The sequence below is a fragment of the Hanstruepera sp. CR43 genome, from assembly GCF_055227665.1.
Genome location: NZ_CP200078.1, coordinates 1,435,627 through 1,458,241, shown reverse-complemented (window position 1 = coordinate 1,458,241; position 22,615 = coordinate 1,435,627). Strand labels below are relative to the sequence as shown.

The window sequence follows — 22,615 nt, the reverse complement described above, 5'->3', positions numbered from 1 at the left end:
ATTTTAGAAGCCGAATAAATACATTTGTAAAAAAATTAATGAACCATGAATATACCATCAGAATTAAAGTACACCAAAGACCATGAATGGGTTAAGTTAGAAGGCGATGTAGCCACTGTAGGCATTACGGATTTTGCTCAAAGTGAATTGGGCGACATTGTATATGTAGAAGTTGAAACAGTTGATGAGTCTTTAGAAGCTGATGAAATTTTTGGAACCGTTGAAGCCGTTAAAACTGTTTCAGACTTGTTCTTGCCTGTATCGGGCGAAATCATAGAGTTCAACGAGTCTTTGGAAGACGAACCAGAAATGGTGAATTCCGATCCTTATGGTAATGGTTGGATGATAAAGGTAAAATGTTCTGATGTTTCTCAAGTAGATGGATTGCTGTCTTCTGATGAATACAAAGAACTCATTGGTGCTTAAGGAAAAATCACTACAAATAGCCATTTTATACACCGTTGCATTATTAATTGTAAGTTTAATTACAATTGATTTTGGCGGATTGGACAGTATCGTACCATCTTATGGTGATAAGATTTTTCATTTTGGAGCCTATGCCATGTTAACCTTATTATGGTTTTTTGCTGTAAAATGGCGAATTAACTATTCAAAATTTAAAACCTTGGCTTTGGTAGCGCTATCTTGTATTGCTTTTGGTACAATTATTGAAGTTTTACAAAAACTGTTGACCATTTCCCGTTTTTATGACGAAGCAGATATTTTATCCAATATTGCGGGTGTCACACTAATGAGTGTTTTGATATTATTGGTCAAAAAAACAGACGTTAAAATATATTAATCGTTTGCTTATTTACCATTAATTTGGTTATTTTAGCGAACAGTAATAAACTTAAAATTATGGAATCTAAAAAAAATCCAGAATCAAATGTAGGTAGAAACAGTTCCCTGTTTTTTGCTATTGGTTTGGCACTCATGCTGTTTTTGACCAATTATGCTATAAACTACAAAACATACGATAAGTCAGATATCGACATAGGACAGTTGAATTTAGATGAAGAACTGGAAGAAGAAGTTCCAATTACTGAACAGATTGCGACACCGCCACCGCCACCACCGCCACCAGCAGCTCCAGAAGTTATTGAGGTAGTTGAAGATGAGGAAGAGGTAGAGGAAACGGTAATCGAATCAACAGAAACCAGTCAGGAAGAAGAAATCGTTGAGGTTGAAGAGGTAGAGGTAGAAGAAGTTGAGGAAGATGTTGAAGTGCCTTTCGCTGTTATTGAAAATGTGCCAGTTTTTCCTGGATGTGAAAAAGGGAACAACGATGCAAAAAAAGCATGTATGAACCAAAAGATGAATGATTTCATCAGAAAAAAGTTCAACACCGAATTGGCACAAGAATTAGGATTATCAGGAATCCAACAAATTCGTGTGTTTTTTAAGATAGACAAAACAGGTGATATTGTTGATGTACAAGTAAGAGCACCACACCCAAGTTTGGAAAAAGAAGCAAAACGCGTTATTGGACTGCTTCCAAAAATGCAACCGGGGAAACAGCGTGGTAAAGCAGTAAGAGTACCATACTACCTGCCAATTAAATTCCAAGTACAGGATTAAGAAAACTAAAATTTTATCATAAATTAAAATCCCGTTACAAATTTTGTAACGGGATTTCTTTTTTGGTATGCTTATTGTGATTTTATCATAATATTAACAATTTAAACTATAGTATTATGAATTTTTCAAAAAAAAACCACGAACTCATTCGGCAAAATGAGGGAAACGTGAAAAAATCGCAAAAGCATGATGTAAATTTACAAAAAAACTCAACGCTTTATTTTCAAATCGGACTTATTCTGTGCTTGCTCTTTGCCTATGGGTTATTGGAGATGAAATTTCTAAAAACAGAAACCAGTATTCCGGACATGGCTTATGCTGATGAGGTCCCAACCGAGTTTTCAATGGACAAGTATGAAATTTACAAAGAGCCAGTTGAAAAGCTTGAAAAGACTCCTAAAAAGCCAACAAAGTATTCCAATGAGATTGAGGTCGCCAAAAACACCGATGACGTCAAGGAGAATTCTGATGATATCTTTGATGAGAATTTACCGAAAACAGATGATCCAATCAAACCAGGAGACATTAATGTAGAAAAAGAACCTGAAGGTCCTATGAATATTATGTTGGTTGAAACGGTACCTGTGTTTCCAGGTTGCGAAAATCTCAATTCCAATCAGGAAAGACGAGACTGTATGTCTTCCAAATTGACAAAGTTTATTCAGAAAAAGTTCGATACGGATTTAGGACCTGAATTAGGACTTACTGGTAAACAGAGAATTTACGTTAACTTTAAAATTAACAAACAAGGCGAGGTTGAAATATTACAGACCCAAGCCAGTCACGATAAGTTGGGTGAAGAGGCCAATAGAGTCGTCAATAAACTGCCTCGAATGACTCCAGGGAAGCATGGGAATAAAACAGTCGATGTTTTATATACATTACCTATAGCGTTTAGCATTCAGAATTAAGCCATACTTTTTTTTTATCCTACCGCCATTAATCTGTTTTGATGGCGGTATTTTTTATGACATTATTAAAAAAATAGTATCTTTCTGCACTCATAAAAATTGTATCAATGAATTGGAAACCACTCTTGGTAATAGTGTTGTGCACAATACAATACAATCTGTATTCACAGGATGATTTATTTTTTGAAAAGCCCCCTGTTTTTCCTGAATGTGAGGGCGTGTCAGTCGATTCGCTTCAAGCCTGTTTTGACAAGCAAATCTATACTAAAATATTTAATGAATTTCAGGTTCCAGAAAAGGTAACTAAAGACAATTATAAAGGTGAGGTTGTTATTCTTTTTGAAGTGGATGTTGAAGGGGAATTTCGTGTGATTTATGTGGATGCCATGTATAGTGAATTGAAGGAAGAAGCCAGGCGGATTTTTAAAAGCTTTCCTAAAATTCAACCAGCTACTTATAATGGTAATGCGACCTTTAAACAGTATTCCATGGGAATTCAAATCCCATTAGTTGACCAATCGGCAACTACCAAAGATCTATCTGAAGATAAGGAATTGGCCGAATTGGAAAACGCAGTCAAATCAGAATACGATAGCGTTAATCAAAATTTGAAACCATTTTCCAATAGGGAATATACCAGTACATTAAATATTCCGTTTACCCATAGTTATTATGCCCGGTTTGATAGAAATGTCAATTTAGTTGGGACCAATAGCCATACAGGATCAAAGCCTTACATGTATGAAGATGTCACTAAATATTATGATTTTGAAGTTGAACAAGCCAAACTAACCAAGGAAAAATCATCTTTTGCCGGTAGAAAATTGTGGAATGAGCGTTTTGTCAGGGTAGAAGGGAAGGATTATTGGTTTACTGTTGACCCCATTTTTGATTTCGAAGTCGGTACGGATACCGAAGCAGAATTCAGTAGTACGTTTAATAACACGCGAGGGATAATGTTTCAGGGAGGCTTGGGTAAAAAATTAACCTTTTACACGTCGGTTTTTGAAAGCCAAGGGCGTTTTCCACAATACTATAATCAATATGCCGAATCTATTAAAGCAGCCGATGAGGCAGCTATCATACCTGGACGTGGTATTGCAAAAAGATTTAAAAAAGACGCTTATGATTATCCAGTAGCAGAGGCATATTTATCATATTCGCCAATTAAATTTTTCAACGTACAGTTTGGACAAAGTAAAAATTTTATTGGTGATGGATATCGGTCTTTGTTTATAAGCGATGTAGCCACTCCCTATCCGTTTTTAAAATTAAATACTAAATTTTGGAAAATAAAATATACCAGTACTTGGATGTGGCTTCGAGATTCCAGACCTCAAGTAGCTGATCAGGAAGGCGCTTACTTAAGTAAGTATATGGCAACCCATTTTTTAAGCTGGAATGCCACCAAACGTTTGAACATTGGGATGTTTGAATCCGTTATTTGGGCCAAAACCGATAATCGCGGTTTTGATGTCAGTTATTTAAACCCGATTATTTTTTATCGAGCCATTGAATTCCAAACGGGACAGGATGCTGGAAATGCGGTGATGGGATTATCAGCTAAATATAAATTTACCGATAATATCTACAGCTATGGACAATTCATTATAGATGAATTTTCATTGGATGATATGACAGGTGGAAACAAAAGCTGGAAAAACAAATATGGCTATCAATTGGGCGTAAAATATTTTAATGCCTTCAAGGTTAAAAACTTGATGCTTCAAGCAGAATACAATAGAGTGAGGCCTTATACCTATTCCCATAACACGATTGTGCTTAACTACGGACATAATAACCAGTCCATGGCACACTTGTGGGGTTCTAATTTTAGTGAATTTGTATTAATAGGACGATACCATTATAAACGCTGGTTTGCCAATGCCAAGATGGTAGTTGGTGAACGCGGATTGGATTTTAATACGGCTGAAGACGATTTTAGTTATGGTGGTGATATTTACCGTGATTATAACGATAGACCAGGCAATACTGGCGTAAATTTGGGTCAAGGTAACAAGACCACGACATTTTTTACCAATGTACAGGCTGGTTACTTAATCAATCCAGCTACCAATCTTAAGATTTTTGCTGATGTGACCTTTAGGGACTTTAATCCTAATACTGTTACCAATACCGCTATTAAGAGGAATACCGTTTGGTTTAATTTGGGGATAAGAACCGACTTGTTTAACTGGTATTTTGATTTATAGGTCTGCTTTAGATGTTTTTAGTGCTAAATAATGGTTAATTTAACTTTTCAAAGTATCTTTGCACACGCATTAAACAAGCAAACAAGCAAGTATTACTTTGAGTAAATCGGTTACGTCTACAACATCCCATTCCCTAATTTCAGACTTTAAGGAAATTACCAAAATGCGTTTGGCATTAAGTGTGGTGTTTTCGTCATTAGCAGGGTATTTACTTGGTGCCGAGATTGTCGACTTCCAAACATTGCTTTTATTGGCGTTAGGCGGGTATTTTATGGTGGGTGCCTCCAATGCGTACAACCAAATCATTGAAAAGGATCTGGACGCCTTAATGAATCGTACCAAAAACAGACCCATTCCTGCGGGACGTATGTCAGTGACCACTGCATTTATTATTGCCACTGTTTTTGCCATTTTAGGTATTGTGATTTTGTATATTATCAATCCGCAAACGGCTATGTTTGGGGCTATTTCCATATTTCTTTATACCTGTGTATACACGCCTTTAAAGACCAAAACACCTTTGGCTGTATTTGTTGGCGCCATTCCTGGAGCCATCCCTTTTATGTTAGGTTGGGTTGCTGCAACCGATGATTTTGGTATTGAGCCAGGAACCTTGTTTGCCATTCAGTTTTTTTGGCAGTTTCCACATTTTTGGGCCATAGGCTGGTTTTTGTATGACGATTACAAAAAAGGTGGGTTTTTTATGTTGCCAACAGGCAAACAGGATAAAGCAACGGCTTTACAAACCTTGATGTATTCCATTTGGACCTTATTGGTCTCCATAATACCAGTTTTTGGATTTACAGGACGTCTATATTTAACACCGCTTTCCGCTGTAATGGTGGCGTTGTTGGGAATGGGAATGGTCTATTACGCTATTCAACTGTACAAAAAAATGACGGTTAAAGCTGCTAAACAACTCATGTTGGCAAGTGTATCGTATATAACCCTTTTACAAATAGTTTACGTTTTAGATAAATTTTTAAGATAACCATGGATTTAACCCAAGGAACCCAGGAAGAAAAAAACAACAGAGCCAAAAAAATGATGCTTTGGTTTGGCATTGTTTCTTTAATCATGTCTTTTGCAGGTTGGACAAGTGCTTATATAGTAAGTAGAACAAGACCAGATTGGTTGCGGGATTTTGATTTGCCACAGGCTTTTATTGTTAGTACAGTTCTCATTGTTTTGAGTAGTGTGATGGTTATTTTGGCCAAAAGAGCCTTGCAAAACGGCAATAGACAATTAACAACTATAGGGGTTTTGGCAACGGTTGTTTTGGGAATACTATTCATCTCATTTCAGTTTGTAGGTTTTGGCGACATAATTGGTCTTGGATATAATTTTACAGGGCCAACAAGCAATCCCAAAACATCATTTATATACGTCATTGCCGTAGTACATATCTTGCATGTGATCGTTGGGTTGATATGTTTATTGGTGGTGATGATTAATCATTTTAGAAAGAAATATACGCCAAACAACATGTTAGGTTTTGAATTGGCTGCTACTTTTTGGCATTTTGTTGATATTCTATGGGTTTTTCTGTTTCTGTTTTTGTACTATGTGAAATAGAAACAAGAAGCTTAAAATCACGTTCGACATTAGCCTTATTTAGAGTGTTTAAAATTTAGCTTGTTAGTTTCGTTAGATAAATAAAATGATTATTTTTGTGCAACTTTTATAAACTAAACCTTAAATATGAATACTACAGTTGTAAATACTGGAACGGAAGGTAAAACTTGGGGAGGTGGAAATCAGCCTCTAAAAGCGAGTTACGGTAAAATGATGATGTGGTTTTTTATCGTATCGGATGCCTTGACGTTTTCTGGGTTTTTAGCAGCCTACGGATTTTCAAGATTTAAATTTATTGAATCATGGCCAATTGCCGATGAAGTTTTTACCCACGTACCATTTCTGCATGGTCAAGAATTGCCCATGATCTATGTGGCGTTCATGACGTTTATACTGATTATGTCATCGGTGACTATGGTATTAGCGGTTGATGCTGGACATAAAATGCAAAAGACCAAGGTAACTTGGTATATGTTTTTGACAATCATAGGTGGTTTAATTTTCGTTGGTTCTCAAGCATGGGAATGGGCTACGTTTATAAAAGGAGATTATGGTGCTGTTCAAACAAAGGGTGGCAATATTTTACAGTTTGTGGATACTGATGGACACCGTGTGGCTTTAAGCGATTTCGTGGTTGCAGAACATAAAGACAGAACAGCTCACGAGCGTAAAAATGGTCTTTGGTTTGTTGATGAAGGTACATTGCCGACTTATACTGTGGATGAAGTTATTCATGGGTTGGAATCTCATGACAACGTGTTAGTTAGAACACAAATGATTAATGAGCATGGTGAGAAAACGGTTTTATCTAGAGAAGAGTCTTTGAAACAATTAAAAGATAATGGAAAGCTAGTTGTTGAAGGAGCAAACCTTCACGTCAATGAATACGGATCGCCATTATTTGCGGATTTCTTTTTCTTTATCACAGGATTCCATGGATTCCACGTATTTTCAGGAGTGGTTATCAATATCATTATCTTTTTCAACGTGATATTGGGAACCTATGAAAGACGTAAGAGTTATGAAATGGTTGAAAAAGTTGGTCTTTATTGGCACTTTGTAGATTTAGTTTGGGTATTTGTATTCACGTTCTTCTACCTTGTTTAATTTCAGATAATACAATTTAAAATGGCACACGCACATAAATTAGAAATATTAAGAGGACTTGTTAAGTTTAAATCCAATACCCAAAAAATTTGGGGCGTCCTGGTACTACTGTCAATTGTTACTGCTGTTGAGGTTGCTTTAGGTATTTACAAACCAGAAGCTTTGATGGCAAAAGTATTAGGTATGAAAATATTAAACTGGATTTTCATCATCTTGACCATTGTAAAAGCTTATTATATTACATGGGACTTCATGCACATGCGCGATGAAACCAAAGCTTTAAGACGCATGGTAGTATGGACAGCCGTATTTTTAATATGTTACTTAATTTTTATTTTACTACAAGAAGGTGGTTATATTGAAGGTGTTTACTCAACAGGATTTGTGAAGCGCGATTTTTAATTTACCATTTAGAAATATACAGTATTAAAGGCGGTTATTAAACCGCCTTTTTTTATTTTTGCACTATGAACAAAAAGCTGATAAAAAGAAACCTGATTCTGGGAATTTTATTCTTACTGCCTGTTTTTTTTGTGCTGATTTTGTCGCTTTCCAAGGACAATTATAACACGCTGGATATCGTTAAGGAAGGTGTCGTTGAGCTGCCAAAAAACCAAGCGAATATAACTTTAAAGGATCATATTACAGTATTGGCTTTTTTAGGCAATAAACCAATGGATAATGTTATTGCAGCTTCCAATTTAAAGGAGTTGATTTATGATAAATTCAAGGGGTTTAAGAAATTTCAGATAGTAGTTTTAGTAAACCAAGCGGCTAAAGAGGATGCGGAAGAGCTTTTTCGCGAAATAGCAACCTATGAAGATTTGCGGTTTTGGCATTTTGTGTATGCCAACGACTATGAGATATTAAGCACATTTAAAGGGCTGAATTCGGATATTGAATTAGATGAAAATCTGGCAACAGATCATGTTTTTATTATTGATACGGATTTAAACCAACGTGGCCGATTGGATGACCGAACTGATAACGAAATTGAAAAGGACAAACCTATCTATGGATTGTTTTCCTATGACTGTATTGAAGTAGCCATCTTGAAAAACAAAATGGGTTCTGAAGATTTACGAGTTTTGTTTACAGAATATCGTCAAAAACGCAAAGGAAATTTTGACTCGACTACTAGGCGAGCAGAAGATTTAAACAGAAAAAATGAATAAGAAAACAAATTACTCTTTTGTTGGAATAGCATTTATCATTTTGGTTTTCGGAATTATTTTTATTCCTAAAATCATTGATAGAATATCCAATGATGATACCGTAAGGAATGATAGCAGAAGTCAGCAGGTTTCCACCAATGTAAGAGATACCAATGTTGCTTCAGATTTGATGTTTTTGGAAATAAATGGTGCACCAAAAAAAGTACCTGAATTTAGTTTTGTGGACCAGAATCGGGATACTATAACTCAAAATGATTATTTGGGGAAGGTTTATGTAGTAGAATTCTTTTTCACAACATGTCCTACTATCTGTCCTAGAATGAATCGCAATCTGGTTGAAATACAAAATGAATTTGAAGAGTTTGATAATTTTGGAGTCGCATCTTTCACGATTACTCCAGAAATAGATACGCCTGAAGTGTTGAAAACCTATGCTGATAATTATGGGATTACCAACCCTAATTGGCATTTAATGACTGGTGACGAAGATAAAATTTATGATTTGGCCAACGTAGGGTTCAATATTTATGTAGGTAAAGATGATTCGGTAGCGGCTGGATTTGAACACTCTGGAAATTTTGCATTAATTGATAAGAATGGATTCATTCGTTCTAGAAAGGACGACTTTGGGAATCCCAAAATTTTCTATTCGGGAATCATTAGTGAAGCTGAAAAGGTTGATGATGAAGGTATCAAGGAAGAAATCAGTATGCTAAAAGAAGATATTGCTAAACTATTAAAGGAATAATGGAGAACACAAATTTAGAAAGTAAGAAGTATAATAAATGGATTGTGGTTTTATCCATTGTCATTCCATTGGTAGTAGCTACCTTATTTGGAGTAAAGTTGGATGTAGAATTACCTGTTTTTTTACCACCTATTTATGCTACCACTAATGCCATAACTGCTTTGGTTTTGGTTTTAGCTTTTGTAGCAATCACTAATGGCAAAAGAACCTTGCATGAACGCCTCATGAAGTTTGCTATTGTGTTATCGGTATTATTTTTGGTTATGTATGTTGCCTATCATATGACCAGCGATTCTACAAAATATGGAGGGGAGGGCATGATGCGATATGTATATTTTACGATTTTAGTATTACATATTGTCTTATCGGTAGTAGTTATTCCTTTTGTTTTGATAACCTATGTTAGAGCCATAACGAATGATTTTGAAAAGCACAAAAAGATTGCTAAAATAACCTTTCCGATTTGGTTGTTTGTAGCTATTTCTGGCGTTGTGGTTTATATTATGATTTCACCGTATTATTAAATTGAAAAAATATATTTTCATAGTAATCCTAATGCTAATTTTTAGCACTTCAGCCGAAGCGCAATGTGCTATGTGTCGTGCTGTGTTGGAAAGTGAAGAAGGTCAAGGAGCAGCCAAAGGAATCAATGATGGGATCATTTATTTAATGGCTATTCCATACTTACTTATAGGCGGTATAGGCTTTGTAATTTATAAAAAGTTTAACAAGGCAAAAAAAAGCAAGGCTTAATTAATATTTACTTTTGTTGTAACAATTTTTCGGTTAAGTAGTCTAACTAATAACTGTGGGAATAAACAAAAAGTAAATTATGCTAACCATCAATAAACTGCACAAGTCTTATCCAATAGGCGATTCAAGTTTACATGTTTTAAAAGGTATTGATCTTTCGGTAAAAGAAGGTGAAATGGTAGCCATTATGGGCTCTTCTGGTTCGGGTAAATCTACTTTACTCAATATCATTGGGATGTTAGATGAGGCTGACGAAGGTGAATACATTTTAGATGGTGTTCCCATTAAGAACTTAACAGAAAAGAAAGCTGCTATTTATCGCAATAAATTTTTGGGTTTTATTTTTCAATCCTTTAATCTCATCAATTATAAAAATGCCCTTGAAAATGTGGCTTTGCCGTTATATTATCAAGGGATGAAACGTTCTGAACGTCAGGAAAAAGCGTTATTCCATTTAGAAAAAGTTGGTTTAAGAGATTGGGCCCATCATTTGCCAAATGAATTGTCTGGTGGTCAAAAACAACGTGTGGCTATTGCCAGAGCTTTGGCTGCTAACCCTAAATTACTTCTTGCCGATGAGCCTACTGGAGCCTTGGATACTAAAACGTCTTATGAGATTATGGAATTCATTCAACAATTGAATGATGAAGGTAAGACCATTTTAATGGTTACGCATGAAGAAGATATTGCCAATATGTGCAAGCGCATCGTGCGTTTACGTGACGGTGTTATCATGGAAGACACATTTGTGGAACAAGTAAGAGCCGAACAGCATGTTTGATATACATCTCTGGCGCGAAATATTTCAAAGTATCAATAAAAATAGAACGCGAAGCCTATTGTCAGGTTTCACGGTAGCCTTTGCTATTTTGTTGTTTGCTATTTTGTTTGGTTTGGCCAAAGGATTGGAAAATACTTTTGCTGAAGCCTTTAATGACGACGCCAATAATTCTATTTTCATCCGTTCTGGCATGACTACAAAGGCTCATAAAGGATTACAGGCAGGAAGACGCATTCAGTTTAAAAATGATGATTTCGATTATTTGAAAGAAGAGTTTTCAGATAAGGTACAATACATTACAGCCAGAATATACCGAAACGTTACAGCTACCTTTAGAAACGAAAAAAATAGCTACAGTGTTAGAGCCGTACATCCAGATCATCAATATCTCGAAATGACACTCATAAAAGATGGGCGTTACATTAACCAAAATGATATTGAAAATAATACTAAAGTCGTTGTAATAGGTAGGTTGGTTGAAGAAGACCTGTTTTTAAAAACAACTGCACTAGGAAAATATATTAATCTGGATGGTATTCAATATAAAGTGATTGGTGTTTTTACTGATGAAGGGAATGATAATGAAGAGCGCATCATTTATATGCCTATCACAACGGCTCAAAGAATCTATGGTAATAATGACTATATAGATCAAATAAACCTGACCTATAATCCTGAAATGAATTATGATGAAGCCATAGGTTTTGGAAGGGAGATAACCGAAAAAATGAAAGACCGGTTTGATGTAGCGTCTTCAGATCAAAGAGCCATTAGAATTCAAAATATGGCCGAAGCCAATAAAGGTGTCGGTCAAATGACTTCGGCTTTGGGAATCATCATATTAATTATTGGTTTTGGAACCTTGATTGCAGGAGTAGTTGGTATTAGTAATATTATGATTTTTATTGTGAAAGAACGCACCAAAGAAATAGGTATTCGTAAGGCTTTGGGAGCGACACCAAAATCAATTGTGTCCATTATATTAATTGAATCCATCATTATTACGGCCATTGCGGGTTATGTAGGATTATTATTGGGTATGGGAATATTGGAATGGGCCGGACCTATGTTGGAAACCTATTTTATTAAAGACCCAAGTGTCAAACCCTCTTTAATTATTGGAGCAACCGTAACCTTAATTTTAGCGGGAGCCATTGCAGGTTATTTGCCTGCAAAAAAGGCCTCGAAAATAAAACCAATAGTAGCATTAAGAGACGACTAATATGTTTAAGTTTTTAACAGATAGAGATACTTGGCAAGAGGTTTTCGATAGCCTTAGCAAAAACAAACTGCGGTCCATATTGACCATGGTCGGTGTTTGGTGGGGCATCTTATTGCTTATTGGGTTATTGGGGTCGGCTCGCGGTTTGGAGAATGCATTCAATAGACTTTTTGGTGATTTTGCAACCAATAGTGTCTTTATTTGGGGTCAAAGTACCAGCAAGCCATTCAAAGGATTTCAGGAAGGAAAGCAAGTACAGCTTACTTTGACCGATGCTAAAAAAGTTGAAGAAAATATTGAAGGCATTGAATTTGTTGTGCCAAGAAATCAAAACCAGGCTACTGTAGTCCGAAATTTTTTATCAGGAACTTTTGGAATAAATGGAGATTATCCTTTGCTGGATAAAGTTCAAAAAAAGAAGCTTATTCACGGTCGCTTTATCAATCAGAATGATATTGATGATAATAAAAAGGTAGCTGTTATTTCAGAGAATGTGTATAAGCAATTATTTGAAAAGGATGAGCAGGCTATTGGAGAATTGATTCGTATAAATGGTATGAATTTTATGGTGATTGGAATTTTTGAAGATGGTAATATTAATATGGGACCTTCAACAGATATGCATATTCCCTTCACAACCTTTCAGCAAATTTATAATCGAGGAGATCGCATTGGCTGGATGATGATAACTGGAAAACCACAGTATGACATTAAGCAAATTGAGGAAGATGCAAAATTGTTATTAAAAAACCTTAACCGAATACACCCGAAAGATAATCGTGCATTTGGGAGTTTTAATTTAGGGAATGAATTCGCTAAAATGACTGGATTTTTGACAGGCATGCAATTTTTAACCTGGTTTGTGGGAATAGCGACCTTAATAGCCGGTGTTTTTGCCATTGGTAATATCCTTTTAATTACTGTAAAGGAACGAACTAAAGAAATAGGTGTTAGACGTGCTTTAGGAGCTACTCCATTTGAAATAAAAAGACAAATTGTTGTTGAGGCTGTGTTTTTAACGCTCTTGGCTGGATTTGTTGGTATCATAAGTGGCGGTTGGATTTTAATTGCTTTAGATAAAGCATTTGGACAGGGCGATGATGCCACAATAGTGAATGCATCCGTGTCCATAGCCGTTGTATTTATTGCATTAATCATTTTGGTAGTACTGGGCACTTTAATTGGATTAATTCCGGCATTCAAGGCAACCAGTATCAAACCTATAGAAGCATTAAGAGAAGAATAAAATAATCAATCATATAATTAAAAATGAACAAAACAGTTAAAATAATCATTGGAATAATAGTGTTAGTGCTATTTGTTTGGGTAATTAAATATTTTAAGGATTCCAATTCTAAAGAAATAGAGGAATTTAAAGTAGAAGAACCTTTTTACACTTCTATCAAGACCAAAGTGGTTGCGACTGGAAAACTGAATCCAGAGGAAGAAATCGAATTAAAGCCACAAATTTCTGGAATTGTCGATAAAATAGTTGTTGAGGAAGGTGATATTGTGAAGAAAGGCGACTTGATTGCCAAAATTCGTGTAGTGCCCAATGAGCAAAGTCTTGTGAGTGCCAGAAGCCGTATCAATACAGCCCAGTTGTCATTTGACAATGCCAAAACATTGTATGACAGAAACAAGGCACTTTTTGAAAAAGGTGTTATTTCAAAGCAGGATTTTGAAAATAGCGAACTGTCTTTAAATCAAGCTCGCGAATCCTTAAGACAGGCTCAAAATGACTTTCAAATCATCCAGCAAGGTTCATTATCTGGAGGAAGCTCTGCCAATACCAATATTGTTGCCCAGATTTCAGGAACGGTTTTGGAAATTCCAATCCGTGAGGGAGATCAGGTTATTGAAAGTAACAACTTCAACGCAGGTACCACTATTGCTATGGTGGCAGATATGAGTAAAATGATATTTGAAGGTAAGGTTGATGAGGCCGAAGTTGGTAAGTTAGAAGAAGGCAAAGATATCATTGTCGTTTTGGGTGCCATCAATCAGAAAGAATTTCCAGCCAAATTAACATTTGTAGCGCCAAAAGGAATAGAAGAAAATGGAGCTGTTCAGTTTACCATAAAGGCCGATGTTCAAGTAGAACAATCAACCAAAATTAGAGCCGGATATAGTGCCAATGCCGAAATAGATCTGGAAAGTAAGGATAGTATTATGGTAGTCAGGGAAGCGTTGTTGCAATTCAATAGGATTACTGAAAAACCTTATGTTGAAATTCAAAAAGAGGATGGGTCTTTTGAGGAAAAGTATGTTGAGCTAGGTATTTCTGATGGTATAAATGTTGAAATTACCGAAGGTGTGAGTGAAGGTGATAAAATTAAGATTTGGAATAAAGCATCAAAAGATAATGAAGATGAGTAATAGAATAGGTTTAATATTAGTTTTTACAGTACTGTTTTCAGCTTTTACACAAGCGCAAGACAAAAAAGTCTGGACCTTGGAGGAATGTGTAAATTATGCGTTGGAGAATAATATTTCGGTTCAACAAGGGGAAAACACCCTCCTAATTAATGAGCAAGATGTAATTTCCAGCAATGGGAACAGATTGCCATCATTGGATTTAAGTGGTAGACAAGGTTTGACATTGGGTAACCAGGAAATATTCCCTGGTCAGTTTGTTGATCGAACAGCAAATAGTACCAATTTAGGTATTAATGTTAGCCAAACAATATTCAATGGTTTTAGATTGACTAATCTATATAAACAATCTCAATTGACTTTAGAAAGAAATCAACTGGAGTTAAATAGAATTAAAGATGACATCTCACTTAATGTCGTTAATGCCTATTTAAATGTTGTTTTCAATAAAGAAAATTTAGAAACAGCTCAAGCCCAAGTAGATTTTTCTCAAAAACAATTGGATCAAGTAAAAGAATTGGTGGATGCCGGAGTACAGCCACGTGCTAATATTTATGATGTTGAAGCGACCTTAAGCAGTGATGAACAAAACTTAACCGTTGCAGAAAATAATTATAATTTGGCGTTGTTAAGTTTATCTCAATTATTGCAATTACCTTATGATGGTTTTGAGGTTGAAATTATTGAAGTTGATAGCCCTTCAGCGGCATTAATGTATGATGATATTAGTCCAATTTTAGATTATGCCTTTAATAATCGCTATGAAATTAAAGTAGCAGAAAAAGATATAGAAAGTGCTGAATTAAGTACAAAAATTTCTAAAAGTGGATTCCTACCATCAGTGTCTTTTAATTATGGATTTGGAACAAATGTGTTTTACACTAACTTAAGAGATGATGAGGCAAGCTTTCTTAATCAATTGAATGATAATAAATCACAAAGTTTTGGATTAAGCTTTCGAGTGCCTATCTTTTCACAATTTCAAAACAAAACGGCTGTTGCTCAAGCACAAATTCGAGAAGATAATGCCAAGTTAAATTTGGATCAAGCAAAGCTGAATTTAGAAAGCAACATTCAGCGGGCCTTTACTGATGCCCAAGCAGCTCTAAAGGCTTATGAAGCTGCAAAAAAATCAAGGGAAGCACAGCAATTAGCATTTCAAAATTCTCAAGAGCGTTATAACTTGGGTTCAATGAACTCCTTTGATTTGGAGCAGTCTAGAATTCAGCTTATAAATGCACAATCTCGTTTAATTAATGCCAAATATGATTTTGTGTTTAAAACAAAAGTGTTAGATTTCTACCTTGGTAAACCAATAACCCAATAAATTGGCTATAATATTAAGCATAGAAACAGCTACAAGAAACTGCTCGGTCTCTCTTTCTAAGAATGGAGAGACTTTTGCTTTAAAGGAAGATTATAAGGATGGTTTTTCCCATGCTGAAAAGCTCCATGTTTTTATAGAGAACATCTTAATAGAGAACGATATTAAGAAATCCGATATTGATGCCATAGCCGTCAGTAAAGGGCCAGGTTCTTATACAGGATTAAGAATAGGTGTTTCGGCTGCTAAAGGGCTTTGTTTTGCATTGAATATCCCGTTGATTAGTGTTTCTACGTTGGAATCTTTAGCGCATCAAGTTCATACAAATACTGGTTTTATTGTTCCTATGTTAGATGCCAGGCGTATGGAGGTTTATTCGGAAATATTCGACTTTAATCATGTCTCTGTGAGAGGTATTGAAGCCGAAATTCTTGATGAGTCCTCTTACGGGAACTTTTTGAAAAGTGATCCAGTACATTTTATAGGAAGCGGTGTTGGAAAAACCAAATCACTGCTATCGAGTGACAATGCCATTTTTATTGAAGACAAGCTTCCATCCGCTGATCAAATGGGTGCTTTGGCTTATGCCAAATATCAAATAAGCGACACCGAAGATGTCGCTTATTTTGAACCTTATTATTTAAAAGATTTTGTGGCCTTAAAGCCAAAATCCAAATAACTTACTTATTCCTTGTGTATTTCAACTTGGTGTGGGTAAGGAATTTCAATTCCAGCAGCATCAAGTGCTTCTTTAACCTGTTCGGTTACATCAAAATATACAGTCCAGTAATCTTCCGTTTTACACCATGGTCTTGTTGCAAAGTTTACAGAGCTATCAGCTAATTCTAATACCGTTACGGCAGGTGCAGGATCTTTAAGAACACTTGGATGTGACGTTAAAACGTTCATGATAACATTCTTGGTTTGTTTAATATCAGCATCATAGCTAACGCCAAAGACCAAATCCACTCTTCGGGTTCCTTCGGTTGTGTAGTTTACAATATTGCCATTGGACAATGCACCGTTAGGGATAATGATTTCTTTGTTGGATAAGCCTGTAAGTTTAGTCGTGAAAATTTCAATCTCCTTGACAACGCCAATTTCGCCTTGGGCTTCTATTAAATCGCCAATTTTAATGGGTTTAAAAATCATTAATAATACACCTCCGGCAAAATTGCCCAGTGAACCCTGTAATGCCATACCGACCGCCAAACCAGCTGCAGCCAATACTGCTGCAAATGAAGTGGTTTCGATACCCAGTTGGGATAAAATGGCTAAAATGAGTAGGATTTTCAAGGTCCATCCTAAAAGGTTTAGGAGGAACTTTTGTAGGCTCTCGTCATAATTACTTTTGACCATGACTTTTTTTACAGCCTTAATCATTTTTTTAATAATCCAAGAACCTATAATCCATATGATTATAGCGCCAATTATTTTTAGTCCATAGGTAGTTATGATATTCATACCCATTTCAGTCCATTTACTTAAATCGATGTTTTCCATGTTTTTGTTAATTTATTGAGTTACAAATTTAGCAATCAGATTAAACTTTGTAATTGATTGGTATGTTAATTAAACATTATTAACAGAAGTGCCAAGATTGCAGGAAGGGATTGTACATAAAATAATTTAATTTTTTTTGTGGAAAATGCACCATAAATGCCAGCAATAATAACGCAGCCTAAAAAGAAACCTATAAACGGCAGGCTATTGTTAAAATGAGCAAATAGAAGACCAGATGCCAAAAAGCCATTGTATAAGCCTTGATTGGCTGCAAGCACTTTGGTTTCTTCGGCATATGATTTAGATTTTAAGCCAAAAGTCTTAATACCCTTTGGCTTGGTCCACAAGAACATTTCCAAAATTAAAAAGTAGAAATGTTCCAAAGCCACAAAAAAAACAAGAATGGTAATAATATTATCCATGAAATAAAAAAGCGCCTTTTATGGCGCTTTCGTGATTATTTATTTTACTTCAAAAGTCAATTTTAAATTCACTCTAAATTCAGTAACGTCATTGCCGTTCACGATGGCACTTTGTTCTTTTACATAAACTGATTTGATATTTTTGACTGTTTTAGAAGCTTCCTTTACCGCTTTTTTAGTTGCATCTTCCCAACTTTTATCAGAATTTGATAATACTTCAATTACTTTTAATACTGCCATAATGGTTTTAAATTTTAATTTGAGATTACTTAAAGTTAACTATTTTTTCTGACACACAAAAAAGTAAAAAGTCACAGTGCTAACCATTGATAGCTTCAACGGTATCTACTTTCCCGTTGAGCATTTCCTTAAGCATATTTTCAATACCATTTTTAAGGGTAAACGTAGAGGATGGACAACCACTGCATGCTCCCTGTAAAATAACTTTCACTAATTTACTGGAAGGGTTATAGGATTCAAATTTAATATTGCCACCATCACTAGCCACAGCTGGCTTGATGTATTCCTCAATGATGTTGACTATTTCTTTAGAGGTGTCGTCTAATGCTTCAAAGGATTTATCCAAAGCTTCGGTAGTGGTTTTTAATACTTCAGGTGCTTGGGCATCAACAACATCTTTGCCTTTTTCAATATAAGTTCTTATAAACTCACGAACTTCCATGGTAATGGTTTCCCATTCAGCAATATCATATTTAGTTACAGATATGTAATTGTCCTCAATAAAAACACTTTTAACAAAAGGAAAATGAAATAATTCCGTAGCTAGAGGAGATAGTTTGGCTTCATCAATAGAAGTAAACTCGTAAGTGGCCGTAACCAATTTTTTATTGGCAACAAACTTGAGGACTGCTGGATTAGGGGTACTTTCCGCATAAACCGTAACGGGAACTTTTTTAGTTGTTTCGCTCTCATTGATCACAATACCTCCAGAATTAAGATAATCTTGTATTTGGGTGCCAACTTCATCCTGGACATCTTGCCACTCCACAATGCTAAAGCGTTCTACGGCAATAAAGTGACTGGTGATATAAACCTTTTTGACAAAAGGCAAATAGAATAATTGTTGCGCCAAAGGCGAATTTTTGGCTTCATCAATGTTGTTGTATTCAAAACTTTGATGGTTTGTGATGAACTTGTTAACTTCAAATTTTATAATAGTATCGTTGGAAGTCTCTTTAATTGAAACTATGTAGGAACTCATAATAATATTTTTTTTGCAAAAATACTAAAAGAAAACAAGGATTGGCTTCAATCATCATTTTTAAAAGCAGGAATTTAAATGCAATCATTTAAATAAAATTGATTATTTTGCGCGCTTTAACTTTTGTAATTAAGGGATGCAAAGTAAATTTTATATATTTGGTGTCTTGATTTATAATTTTAATTAAAAAATGGAGTTTATATAGGGCGAAACCTAATTAAAATTATGCCAATCTACCTTGAAAGAAATACTATGAGAATCAAAAGGTTTTATTTAATAGCAATTGTTGCCTTTTTCACGAAGTTTGTAAATGCACAGGAGGGGCTTCCAATATATACCGATTATCTTACCGATAATTATTACTTAATTCACCCATCAATGGCAGGTGCTGCCAATTGTGCTAAAATTAGATTAACAGGACGTCAACAATGGTTTGGTCATGAAAATGCACCTAAACTATTGACTTTAAGTGCTAATGGACGAATTGGCGAATCTAATTCAGGTATCGGCGCCATGTTTTATACAGATAAAAATGGTTTTCATTCTCAAACAGGAGGCTACATAACGTATGCGCATCATATCATGTTTTCCAGAAATGAAATCGATTTAAATATGTTGTCCTTTGGATTAAGTGTTGGTGCCATCCAATATAAATTAGATGAAACAGAATTTTTAAATGAATTACCCGACAGGTTGATTTCGGGTATTGAGCAAAGCTCTACCAATTTCAACATTGACTTTGGATTCTCATATCATTTGTATAATTTCTATGCACATGCCACTGTTAAAAACATTCTTGAAAACAAAGGGATAAATTACGATCAACAAATAACAAGTAATTTAAGACGTTATATGGTGTCTATGGGTTACGTTTTTGGTAAGTTTGGAAGTGAGTGGAGTTATGAACCGTCAATCATGTATCAGTACAGAGATGGGTCTAAAGAATCTTTTATAGACATCAATGCTAAAGTTTACAAAGAAATGGATTTTGGTAAACTTTGGGGAGGACTGTCTTACCGCAGAAGTTTTGATGGCGCAGAATATTATGATAATGGTAGTGTTAGTAGTCAAAAACTGCAATTAGTGTCACCACTGGTTGGAATTAATTTTGATCAATTCATGTTTGCTTACACCTACGCATATCAAGCCAATTCCATTGTGTATAACAATGGTGGGTTTCACCAAATTACTTTAGGATATAACTTTAATTGTCGTAAGGAACGTTACCACTGTAATTGTCCGGCAGTTAATTAACATCAGTAAGATACATAACAAAAAACGCCTTGAAATTTCAAGGCGTTTTTTTTAGCAATCATCCCATATCAATTATTAATGGGTGAATCAATCATCATGGGTCCAAGATATTCCAGAAATAATTCCCTAAAAAGTTAGAATTAGTGAACAGCCGCTTTTAATGAGTGAACCATACCCTTTATTTTGTCAATATGTCTTTTTTTAACCTAAAAACAGTTAAAATTGATTTTGCCCATTTTATTTTATTGCCTAAAGTGTGTAAGTTTATACAATTGATAATTAAACCATGAGATTCGTTTATAAACTCGCATTGACACTTGTCGTTTTTTTGGTTGGTCTTAATATTTACTCCCAGGAATTAAAGGACGGACAATCCTTTACAGTAAGAGGGTTTATTTATGATAGTGAATTCCAGAAACCCATAGCCAAAGCCAATATTGAAGTAAATGGCGGGGCTTATACAACATCTAATTTGGCAGGAGAATTCAGGATTCAAGTAAAGAAAGGAGACGAATTGGTTATTAAGCATAAAGATTTTGAAACAGTCTATTATACCATAAAAAATCAGGAGCGCATCAGGGTTGAGGTATATCCATATCGATTTTCAAATGAAGGTGAGATCATTGATGAACCAGACATTCCCTTTAACTCTTTGATAGATTCGGCCAACGTTTATCTAAAAACTGACTTTGAAAAAAGCATTCAGTTTGTAACCAATGCCCTTTCCGAAAGTCGTTCGGCAAAAGAGAATTCTGAAGTTTATGAAGTGTTGGGAGATATTTATTTGCATTGGAAACAGCACGATTTGGCTGTGACAAATTATCGAATAAGCTTGCAAAGTATCAAAGCGAATGAAGTCAAATTAAAGTTGGCAAAAGCCTATTGGTTCAATAAGAATTATCAAGAAAGTATTTCAGCTTATAATGATATAGAAATAGATAACTTATCCAATTGGCAACAAGTTGTTCTGCATGAAGGCTTGGGTGATACATATTATAGCATCAAAGACTACACCAACGCATTAAAGCATTACAAACAAGGTCTTGAAGTTGCCCAGGAGCATGCTATCAAGCCTAAAATTATTGATTTAAACTCCAAAACGGCGCAAACCTATGAGGCCATTGGACAAGATAGTGAAGCGGAAGTGTATTTCGAGAGTTCTTTGAATCTGGCTTCTAAAGAAAATAAGAAGCGGGAATTGGAGGAGAAGGTTAAAGTAGCCGATTTTAAGAGTGCCAAACAAAATTTTAACGATGAAATTCAATTACGTAAAGAGGCCATTGAAAATATCAGGGAGATTGAAAAAGATTCTGCTTTAGGAGTTGAAAGCGCCTTAACCATTCAAAAGCAAAGCTATAAAATAGGTAATGCCTATTTTTTGAAAAAGGATTATGAGAATGCCATTACCTATTTGGACAAAAGTATCGAAGAGGCCAAATCCAAAAATGATTTAGTGGTTGAGAAAGATGCCACCAGAAGGTTGTCGGAAGTCTATAGTAGTTCTGGGGATTATAACAAAGCTTTAGAAACCTACAAGGAATACACCAATTTAGTTGAGGCCTTATACATAAAAAAGGAGCAGGAAATTATTCAAGCAGCACGTTTTAGCCGTGAAATAGCCAATAAACAAAGCCGTATTACCAGTCTGGAGACCGATAGATTGTTGTCGGAAAGTAAGTATCAACTAACAATAGAACGCAATAAGCGGCAACAGCTGTGGATATACTCATTGATTGGTGGATTGGCTTTGCTGCTCGTTGCTGCCTATTTTATGTTGAATTATATTAGACAACAACGTCTGGCTAACAATTTGCTGGCTCTTAAATCGCTGCGAAGTCAGATGAACCCACATTTTATCTTCAACGCACTTAATTCGGTAAACGATTTTATTGCCAAAAACGATGAACGCACCGCCAATAAATACCTTACTGATTTCTCGTTTTTGATGCGAGCTGTTTTGGAAAACAGTGAAGAGGATTTTATTCCTTTGGAAAAGGAAATTGAACTTTTGGAACGTTATACGCAATTGGAACATTTTAGATTTCAGGAAAAATTTGATTATAGCATTGAGATTGATGAATCCATAGATATTTCTTCTTACAAAATACCACCCATGTTATTACAGCCGTACATAGAAAATGCGGTTTGGCATGGTTTGCGTTACAAAACTGAAAAAGGGCATTTGACCATAGCTGTTAAACAAAAGAATGAAAACGAAATAACCATTTCCATAATCGATGATGGTATTGGCCGTGAACGCTCTAAACAATTAAAGACAGAAAACCAGAAAAAACACAACTCTAAAGGAATGAGTAATATTAAAAAACGGGTTGCTATTTTAAACGATATGTACCATGACAAGGTAGATGTGTCCATTGAAGATTTTCAACCTGCTGGTGATGTTGGTACCCAAGTGGTTGTAACACTAAAAAAGGATTAAATTTTAAA

25 protein-coding genes are annotated in these 22,615 nt (G+C 35.3%); 21 read left to right on the top strand and 4 right to left on the bottom strand.

Annotation, left to right across the window (positions count from 1 at the left end):
* Positions 1-45: 45 nt before the first annotated feature.
* From gcvH to tsaB, 19 genes are all read left to right on the top strand, one after another.
* Entirely contained in the window at positions 46-426 is a 381-nt protein-coding gene (gcvH, locus tag ACKXGU_RS06740) for a glycine cleavage system protein GcvH (RefSeq protein WP_463467286.1), read from the top strand.
* A complete protein-coding gene (locus ACKXGU_RS06735) occupies positions 398-802 on the top strand; it encodes a VanZ family protein (protein WP_463467285.1) in 405 nt (134 codons plus the stop codon). The genes gcvH and ACKXGU_RS06735 overlap by 29 nt, the downstream gene beginning before the upstream one ends.
* Before the next feature lie 59 nt (positions 803-861).
* Entirely contained in the window at positions 862-1,581 is a 720-nt protein-coding gene (locus tag ACKXGU_RS06730) for an energy transducer TonB (RefSeq protein ID WP_463467284.1), read from the top strand.
* 116 nt (positions 1,582-1,697) lie between these two features.
* Positions 1,698-2,492, top strand: a complete 795-nt coding sequence (locus ACKXGU_RS06725) for an energy transducer TonB (RefSeq protein ID WP_463467283.1) — start codon at positions 1,698-1,700, stop codon at positions 2,490-2,492.
* A gap of 107 nt (positions 2,493-2,599) precedes the next feature.
* Positions 2,600-4,705, top strand: coding sequence for a gliding motility protein RemB (locus ACKXGU_RS06720; protein ID WP_463467282.1), 2,106 nt, complete (start codon positions 2,600-2,602; stop codon positions 4,703-4,705).
* A gap of 97 nt (positions 4,706-4,802) precedes the next feature.
* Entirely contained in the window at positions 4,803-5,696 is an 894-nt protein-coding gene (gene cyoE / locus ACKXGU_RS06715; protein WP_463467281.1) for a heme o synthase, read from the top strand.
* A 2-nt stretch (positions 5,697-5,698) separates the two neighbouring features.
* The gene (locus ACKXGU_RS06710; protein ID WP_463467280.1) at positions 5,699-6,280 is read left to right on the top strand and encodes a cytochrome c oxidase subunit 3; all 582 of its coding nucleotides are present in this window, start codon (positions 5,699-5,701) and stop codon (positions 6,278-6,280) included.
* A gap of 126 nt (positions 6,281-6,406) precedes the next feature.
* On the top strand, positions 6,407-7,387 hold the full coding sequence (locus ACKXGU_RS06705; RefSeq protein ID WP_463467279.1) for a cytochrome c oxidase subunit 3: 981 nt from the start codon (positions 6,407-6,409) through the stop codon (positions 7,385-7,387).
* 21 nt (positions 7,388-7,408) lie between these two features.
* Positions 7,409-7,789, top strand: a complete 381-nt coding sequence (locus ACKXGU_RS06700) for a cytochrome C oxidase subunit IV family protein (RefSeq protein WP_463467278.1) — start codon at positions 7,409-7,411, stop codon at positions 7,787-7,789.
* A 65-nt stretch (positions 7,790-7,854) separates the two neighbouring features.
* A complete protein-coding gene (locus ACKXGU_RS06695; protein ID WP_463467277.1) occupies positions 7,855-8,562 on the top strand; it encodes a hypothetical protein in 708 nt (235 codons plus the stop codon).
* Positions 8,555-9,310 carry an SCO family protein gene (locus ACKXGU_RS06690; protein ID WP_463467276.1) on the top strand — a complete coding sequence of 252 codons (756 nt, stop codon included), beginning with the start codon at positions 8,555-8,557 and terminating at the stop codon, positions 9,308-9,310. Before ACKXGU_RS06695 ends, ACKXGU_RS06690 begins: the two co-directional genes overlap by 8 nt.
* On the top strand, positions 9,310-9,834 hold the full coding sequence (locus ACKXGU_RS06685; protein WP_463467275.1) for a DUF420 domain-containing protein: 525 nt from the start codon (positions 9,310-9,312) through the stop codon (positions 9,832-9,834). The genes ACKXGU_RS06690 and ACKXGU_RS06685 overlap by 1 nt, the downstream gene beginning before the upstream one ends.
* A gap of 31 nt (positions 9,835-9,865) precedes the next feature.
* Positions 9,866-10,063 carry a hypothetical protein gene (locus ACKXGU_RS06680; RefSeq protein WP_463467274.1) on the top strand — a complete coding sequence of 66 codons (198 nt, stop codon included), beginning with the start codon at positions 9,866-9,868 and terminating at the stop codon, positions 10,061-10,063.
* A 79-nt stretch (positions 10,064-10,142) separates the two neighbouring features.
* The gene (locus ACKXGU_RS06675; protein ID WP_463467273.1) at positions 10,143-10,844 is read left to right on the top strand and encodes an ABC transporter ATP-binding protein; all 702 of its coding nucleotides are present in this window, start codon (positions 10,143-10,145) and stop codon (positions 10,842-10,844) included.
* The gene (locus ACKXGU_RS06670) at positions 10,837-12,066 is read left to right on the top strand and encodes an ABC transporter permease (protein ID WP_463467272.1); all 1,230 of its coding nucleotides are present in this window, start codon (positions 10,837-10,839) and stop codon (positions 12,064-12,066) included. Before ACKXGU_RS06675 ends, ACKXGU_RS06670 begins: the two co-directional genes overlap by 8 nt.
* 1 nt (position 12,067) lies before the next feature.
* Positions 12,068-13,312, top strand: a complete 1,245-nt coding sequence (locus ACKXGU_RS06665; protein ID WP_463467271.1) for an ABC transporter permease — start codon at positions 12,068-12,070, stop codon at positions 13,310-13,312.
* 23 nt (positions 13,313-13,335) lie between these two features.
* Positions 13,336-14,445: an efflux RND transporter periplasmic adaptor subunit gene (locus ACKXGU_RS06660; protein ID WP_463467270.1), complete on the top strand. Its 1,110-nt coding sequence runs from the start codon at positions 13,336-13,338 to the stop codon at positions 14,443-14,445.
* Entirely contained in the window at positions 14,438-15,769 is a 1,332-nt protein-coding gene (locus ACKXGU_RS06655) for a TolC family protein (protein ID WP_463467269.1), read from the top strand. The genes ACKXGU_RS06660 and ACKXGU_RS06655 overlap by 8 nt, the downstream gene beginning before the upstream one ends.
* Position 15,770: 1 nt before the next feature.
* On the top strand, positions 15,771-16,445 hold the full coding sequence (gene tsaB / locus ACKXGU_RS06650) for a tRNA (adenosine(37)-N6)-threonylcarbamoyltransferase complex dimerization subunit type 1 TsaB (protein ID WP_463467268.1): 675 nt from the start codon (positions 15,771-15,773) through the stop codon (positions 16,443-16,445).
* A 5-nt stretch (positions 16,446-16,450) separates the two neighbouring features.
* Here tsaB and ACKXGU_RS06645 read toward each other — a convergent pair whose 3' ends face one another.
* The 4 genes from ACKXGU_RS06645 to ACKXGU_RS06630 all read right to left on the bottom strand — a co-directional run bounded on the left by ACKXGU_RS06645 (position 16,451) and on the right by ACKXGU_RS06630 (position 18,913).
* Positions 16,451-17,269 (bottom strand): mechanosensitive ion channel family protein, encoded by an 819-nt coding sequence (locus ACKXGU_RS06645; RefSeq protein WP_463467267.1) that lies wholly within the window; start codon positions 17,267-17,269, stop codon positions 16,451-16,453.
* A gap of 65 nt (positions 17,270-17,334) precedes the next feature.
* Positions 17,335-17,691 carry a DUF1304 domain-containing protein gene (locus ACKXGU_RS06640; protein WP_463467266.1) on the bottom strand — a complete coding sequence of 119 codons (357 nt, stop codon included), beginning with the start codon at positions 17,689-17,691 and terminating at the stop codon, positions 17,335-17,337.
* A 39-nt stretch (positions 17,692-17,730) separates the two neighbouring features.
* Positions 17,731-17,931 (bottom strand): dodecin family protein, encoded by a 201-nt coding sequence (locus ACKXGU_RS06635; protein ID WP_103051687.1) that lies wholly within the window; start codon positions 17,929-17,931, stop codon positions 17,731-17,733.
* 79 nt (positions 17,932-18,010) lie between these two features.
* Positions 18,011-18,913, bottom strand: a complete 903-nt coding sequence (locus ACKXGU_RS06630) for a NifU family protein (protein ID WP_463467265.1) — start codon at positions 18,911-18,913, stop codon at positions 18,011-18,013.
* Between the two features lie 252 nt (positions 18,914-19,165).
* On the opposite strand from ACKXGU_RS06630, the gene ACKXGU_RS06625 reads away from it, so the two are divergent.
* A complete protein-coding gene (locus ACKXGU_RS06625) occupies positions 19,166-20,167 on the top strand; it encodes a PorP/SprF family type IX secretion system membrane protein (RefSeq protein WP_463467264.1) in 1,002 nt (333 codons plus the stop codon).
* Between the two features lie 286 nt (positions 20,168-20,453).
* On the top strand, positions 20,454-22,607 hold the full coding sequence (locus ACKXGU_RS06620; RefSeq protein ID WP_463467263.1) for a tetratricopeptide repeat-containing sensor histidine kinase: 2,154 nt from the start codon (positions 20,454-20,456) through the stop codon (positions 22,605-22,607).
* Positions 22,608-22,615 lie beyond the last annotated feature (8 nt).

Excerpts from the sequence above, each read along its gene's own strand:
- ACKXGU_RS06705 (WP_463467279.1), top strand. The coding sequence starts at position 6,407 with ATGAATACTACAGTTGTAAATACTGGAACGGAAGGTAAAACTTGGGGA.
- ACKXGU_RS06710 (WP_463467280.1), top strand. The coding sequence starts at position 5,699 with ATGGATTTAACCCAAGGAACCCAGGAAGAAAAAAACAACAGAGCCAAA.
- ACKXGU_RS06665 (WP_463467271.1), top strand. The coding sequence starts at position 12,068 with ATGTTTAAGTTTTTAACAGATAGAGATACTTGGCAAGAGGTTTTCGAT.
- ACKXGU_RS06675 (WP_463467273.1), top strand. The coding sequence starts at position 10,143 with ATGCTAACCATCAATAAACTGCACAAGTCTTATCCAATAGGCGATTCA.
- ACKXGU_RS06730 (WP_463467284.1), top strand. The coding sequence starts at position 862 with ATGGAATCTAAAAAAAATCCAGAATCAAATGTAGGTAGAAACAGTTCC.
- ACKXGU_RS06690 (WP_463467276.1), top strand. The coding sequence starts at position 8,555 with ATGAATAAGAAAACAAATTACTCTTTTGTTGGAATAGCATTTATCATT.
- ACKXGU_RS06640 (WP_463467266.1), bottom strand. The coding sequence starts at position 17,691 with ATGGATAATATTATTACCATTCTTGTTTTTTTTGTGGCTTTGGAACAT.
- ACKXGU_RS06630 (WP_463467265.1), bottom strand. The coding sequence starts at position 18,913 with ATGAGTTCCTACATAGTTTCAATTAAAGAGACTTCCAACGATACTATT.
- ACKXGU_RS06635 (WP_103051687.1), bottom strand. The coding sequence starts at position 17,931 with ATGGCAGTATTAAAAGTAATTGAAGTATTATCAAATTCTGATAAAAGT.
- ACKXGU_RS06680 (WP_463467274.1), top strand. The coding sequence starts at position 9,866 with ATGCTAATTTTTAGCACTTCAGCCGAAGCGCAATGTGCTATGTGTCGT.
- ACKXGU_RS06695 (WP_463467277.1), top strand. The coding sequence starts at position 7,855 with ATGAACAAAAAGCTGATAAAAAGAAACCTGATTCTGGGAATTTTATTC.
- ACKXGU_RS06625 (WP_463467264.1), top strand. The coding sequence starts at position 19,166 with ATGAGAATCAAAAGGTTTTATTTAATAGCAATTGTTGCCTTTTTCACG.
- ACKXGU_RS06645 (WP_463467267.1), bottom strand. The coding sequence starts at position 17,269 with ATGGAAAACATCGATTTAAGTAAATGGACTGAAATGGGTATGAATATC.
- ACKXGU_RS06720 (WP_463467282.1), top strand. The coding sequence starts at position 2,600 with ATGAATTGGAAACCACTCTTGGTAATAGTGTTGTGCACAATACAATAC.
- ACKXGU_RS06700 (WP_463467278.1), top strand. The coding sequence starts at position 7,409 with ATGGCACACGCACATAAATTAGAAATATTAAGAGGACTTGTTAAGTTT.
- gcvH (WP_463467286.1), top strand. The coding sequence starts at position 46 with ATGAATATACCATCAGAATTAAAGTACACCAAAGACCATGAATGGGTT.
- ACKXGU_RS06655 (WP_463467269.1), top strand. The coding sequence starts at position 14,438 with ATGAGTAATAGAATAGGTTTAATATTAGTTTTTACAGTACTGTTTTCA.
- ACKXGU_RS06620 (WP_463467263.1), top strand. The coding sequence starts at position 20,454 with ATGAGATTCGTTTATAAACTCGCATTGACACTTGTCGTTTTTTTGGTT.
- ACKXGU_RS06685 (WP_463467275.1), top strand. The coding sequence starts at position 9,310 with ATGGAGAACACAAATTTAGAAAGTAAGAAGTATAATAAATGGATTGTG.
- ACKXGU_RS06735 (WP_463467285.1), top strand. The coding sequence starts at position 398 with ATGAATACAAAGAACTCATTGGTGCTTAAGGAAAAATCACTACAAATA.
- ACKXGU_RS06670 (WP_463467272.1), top strand. The coding sequence starts at position 10,837 with ATGTTTGATATACATCTCTGGCGCGAAATATTTCAAAGTATCAATAAA.
- ACKXGU_RS06660 (WP_463467270.1), top strand. The coding sequence starts at position 13,336 with ATGAACAAAACAGTTAAAATAATCATTGGAATAATAGTGTTAGTGCTA.
- ACKXGU_RS06725 (WP_463467283.1), top strand. The coding sequence starts at position 1,698 with ATGAATTTTTCAAAAAAAAACCACGAACTCATTCGGCAAAATGAGGGA.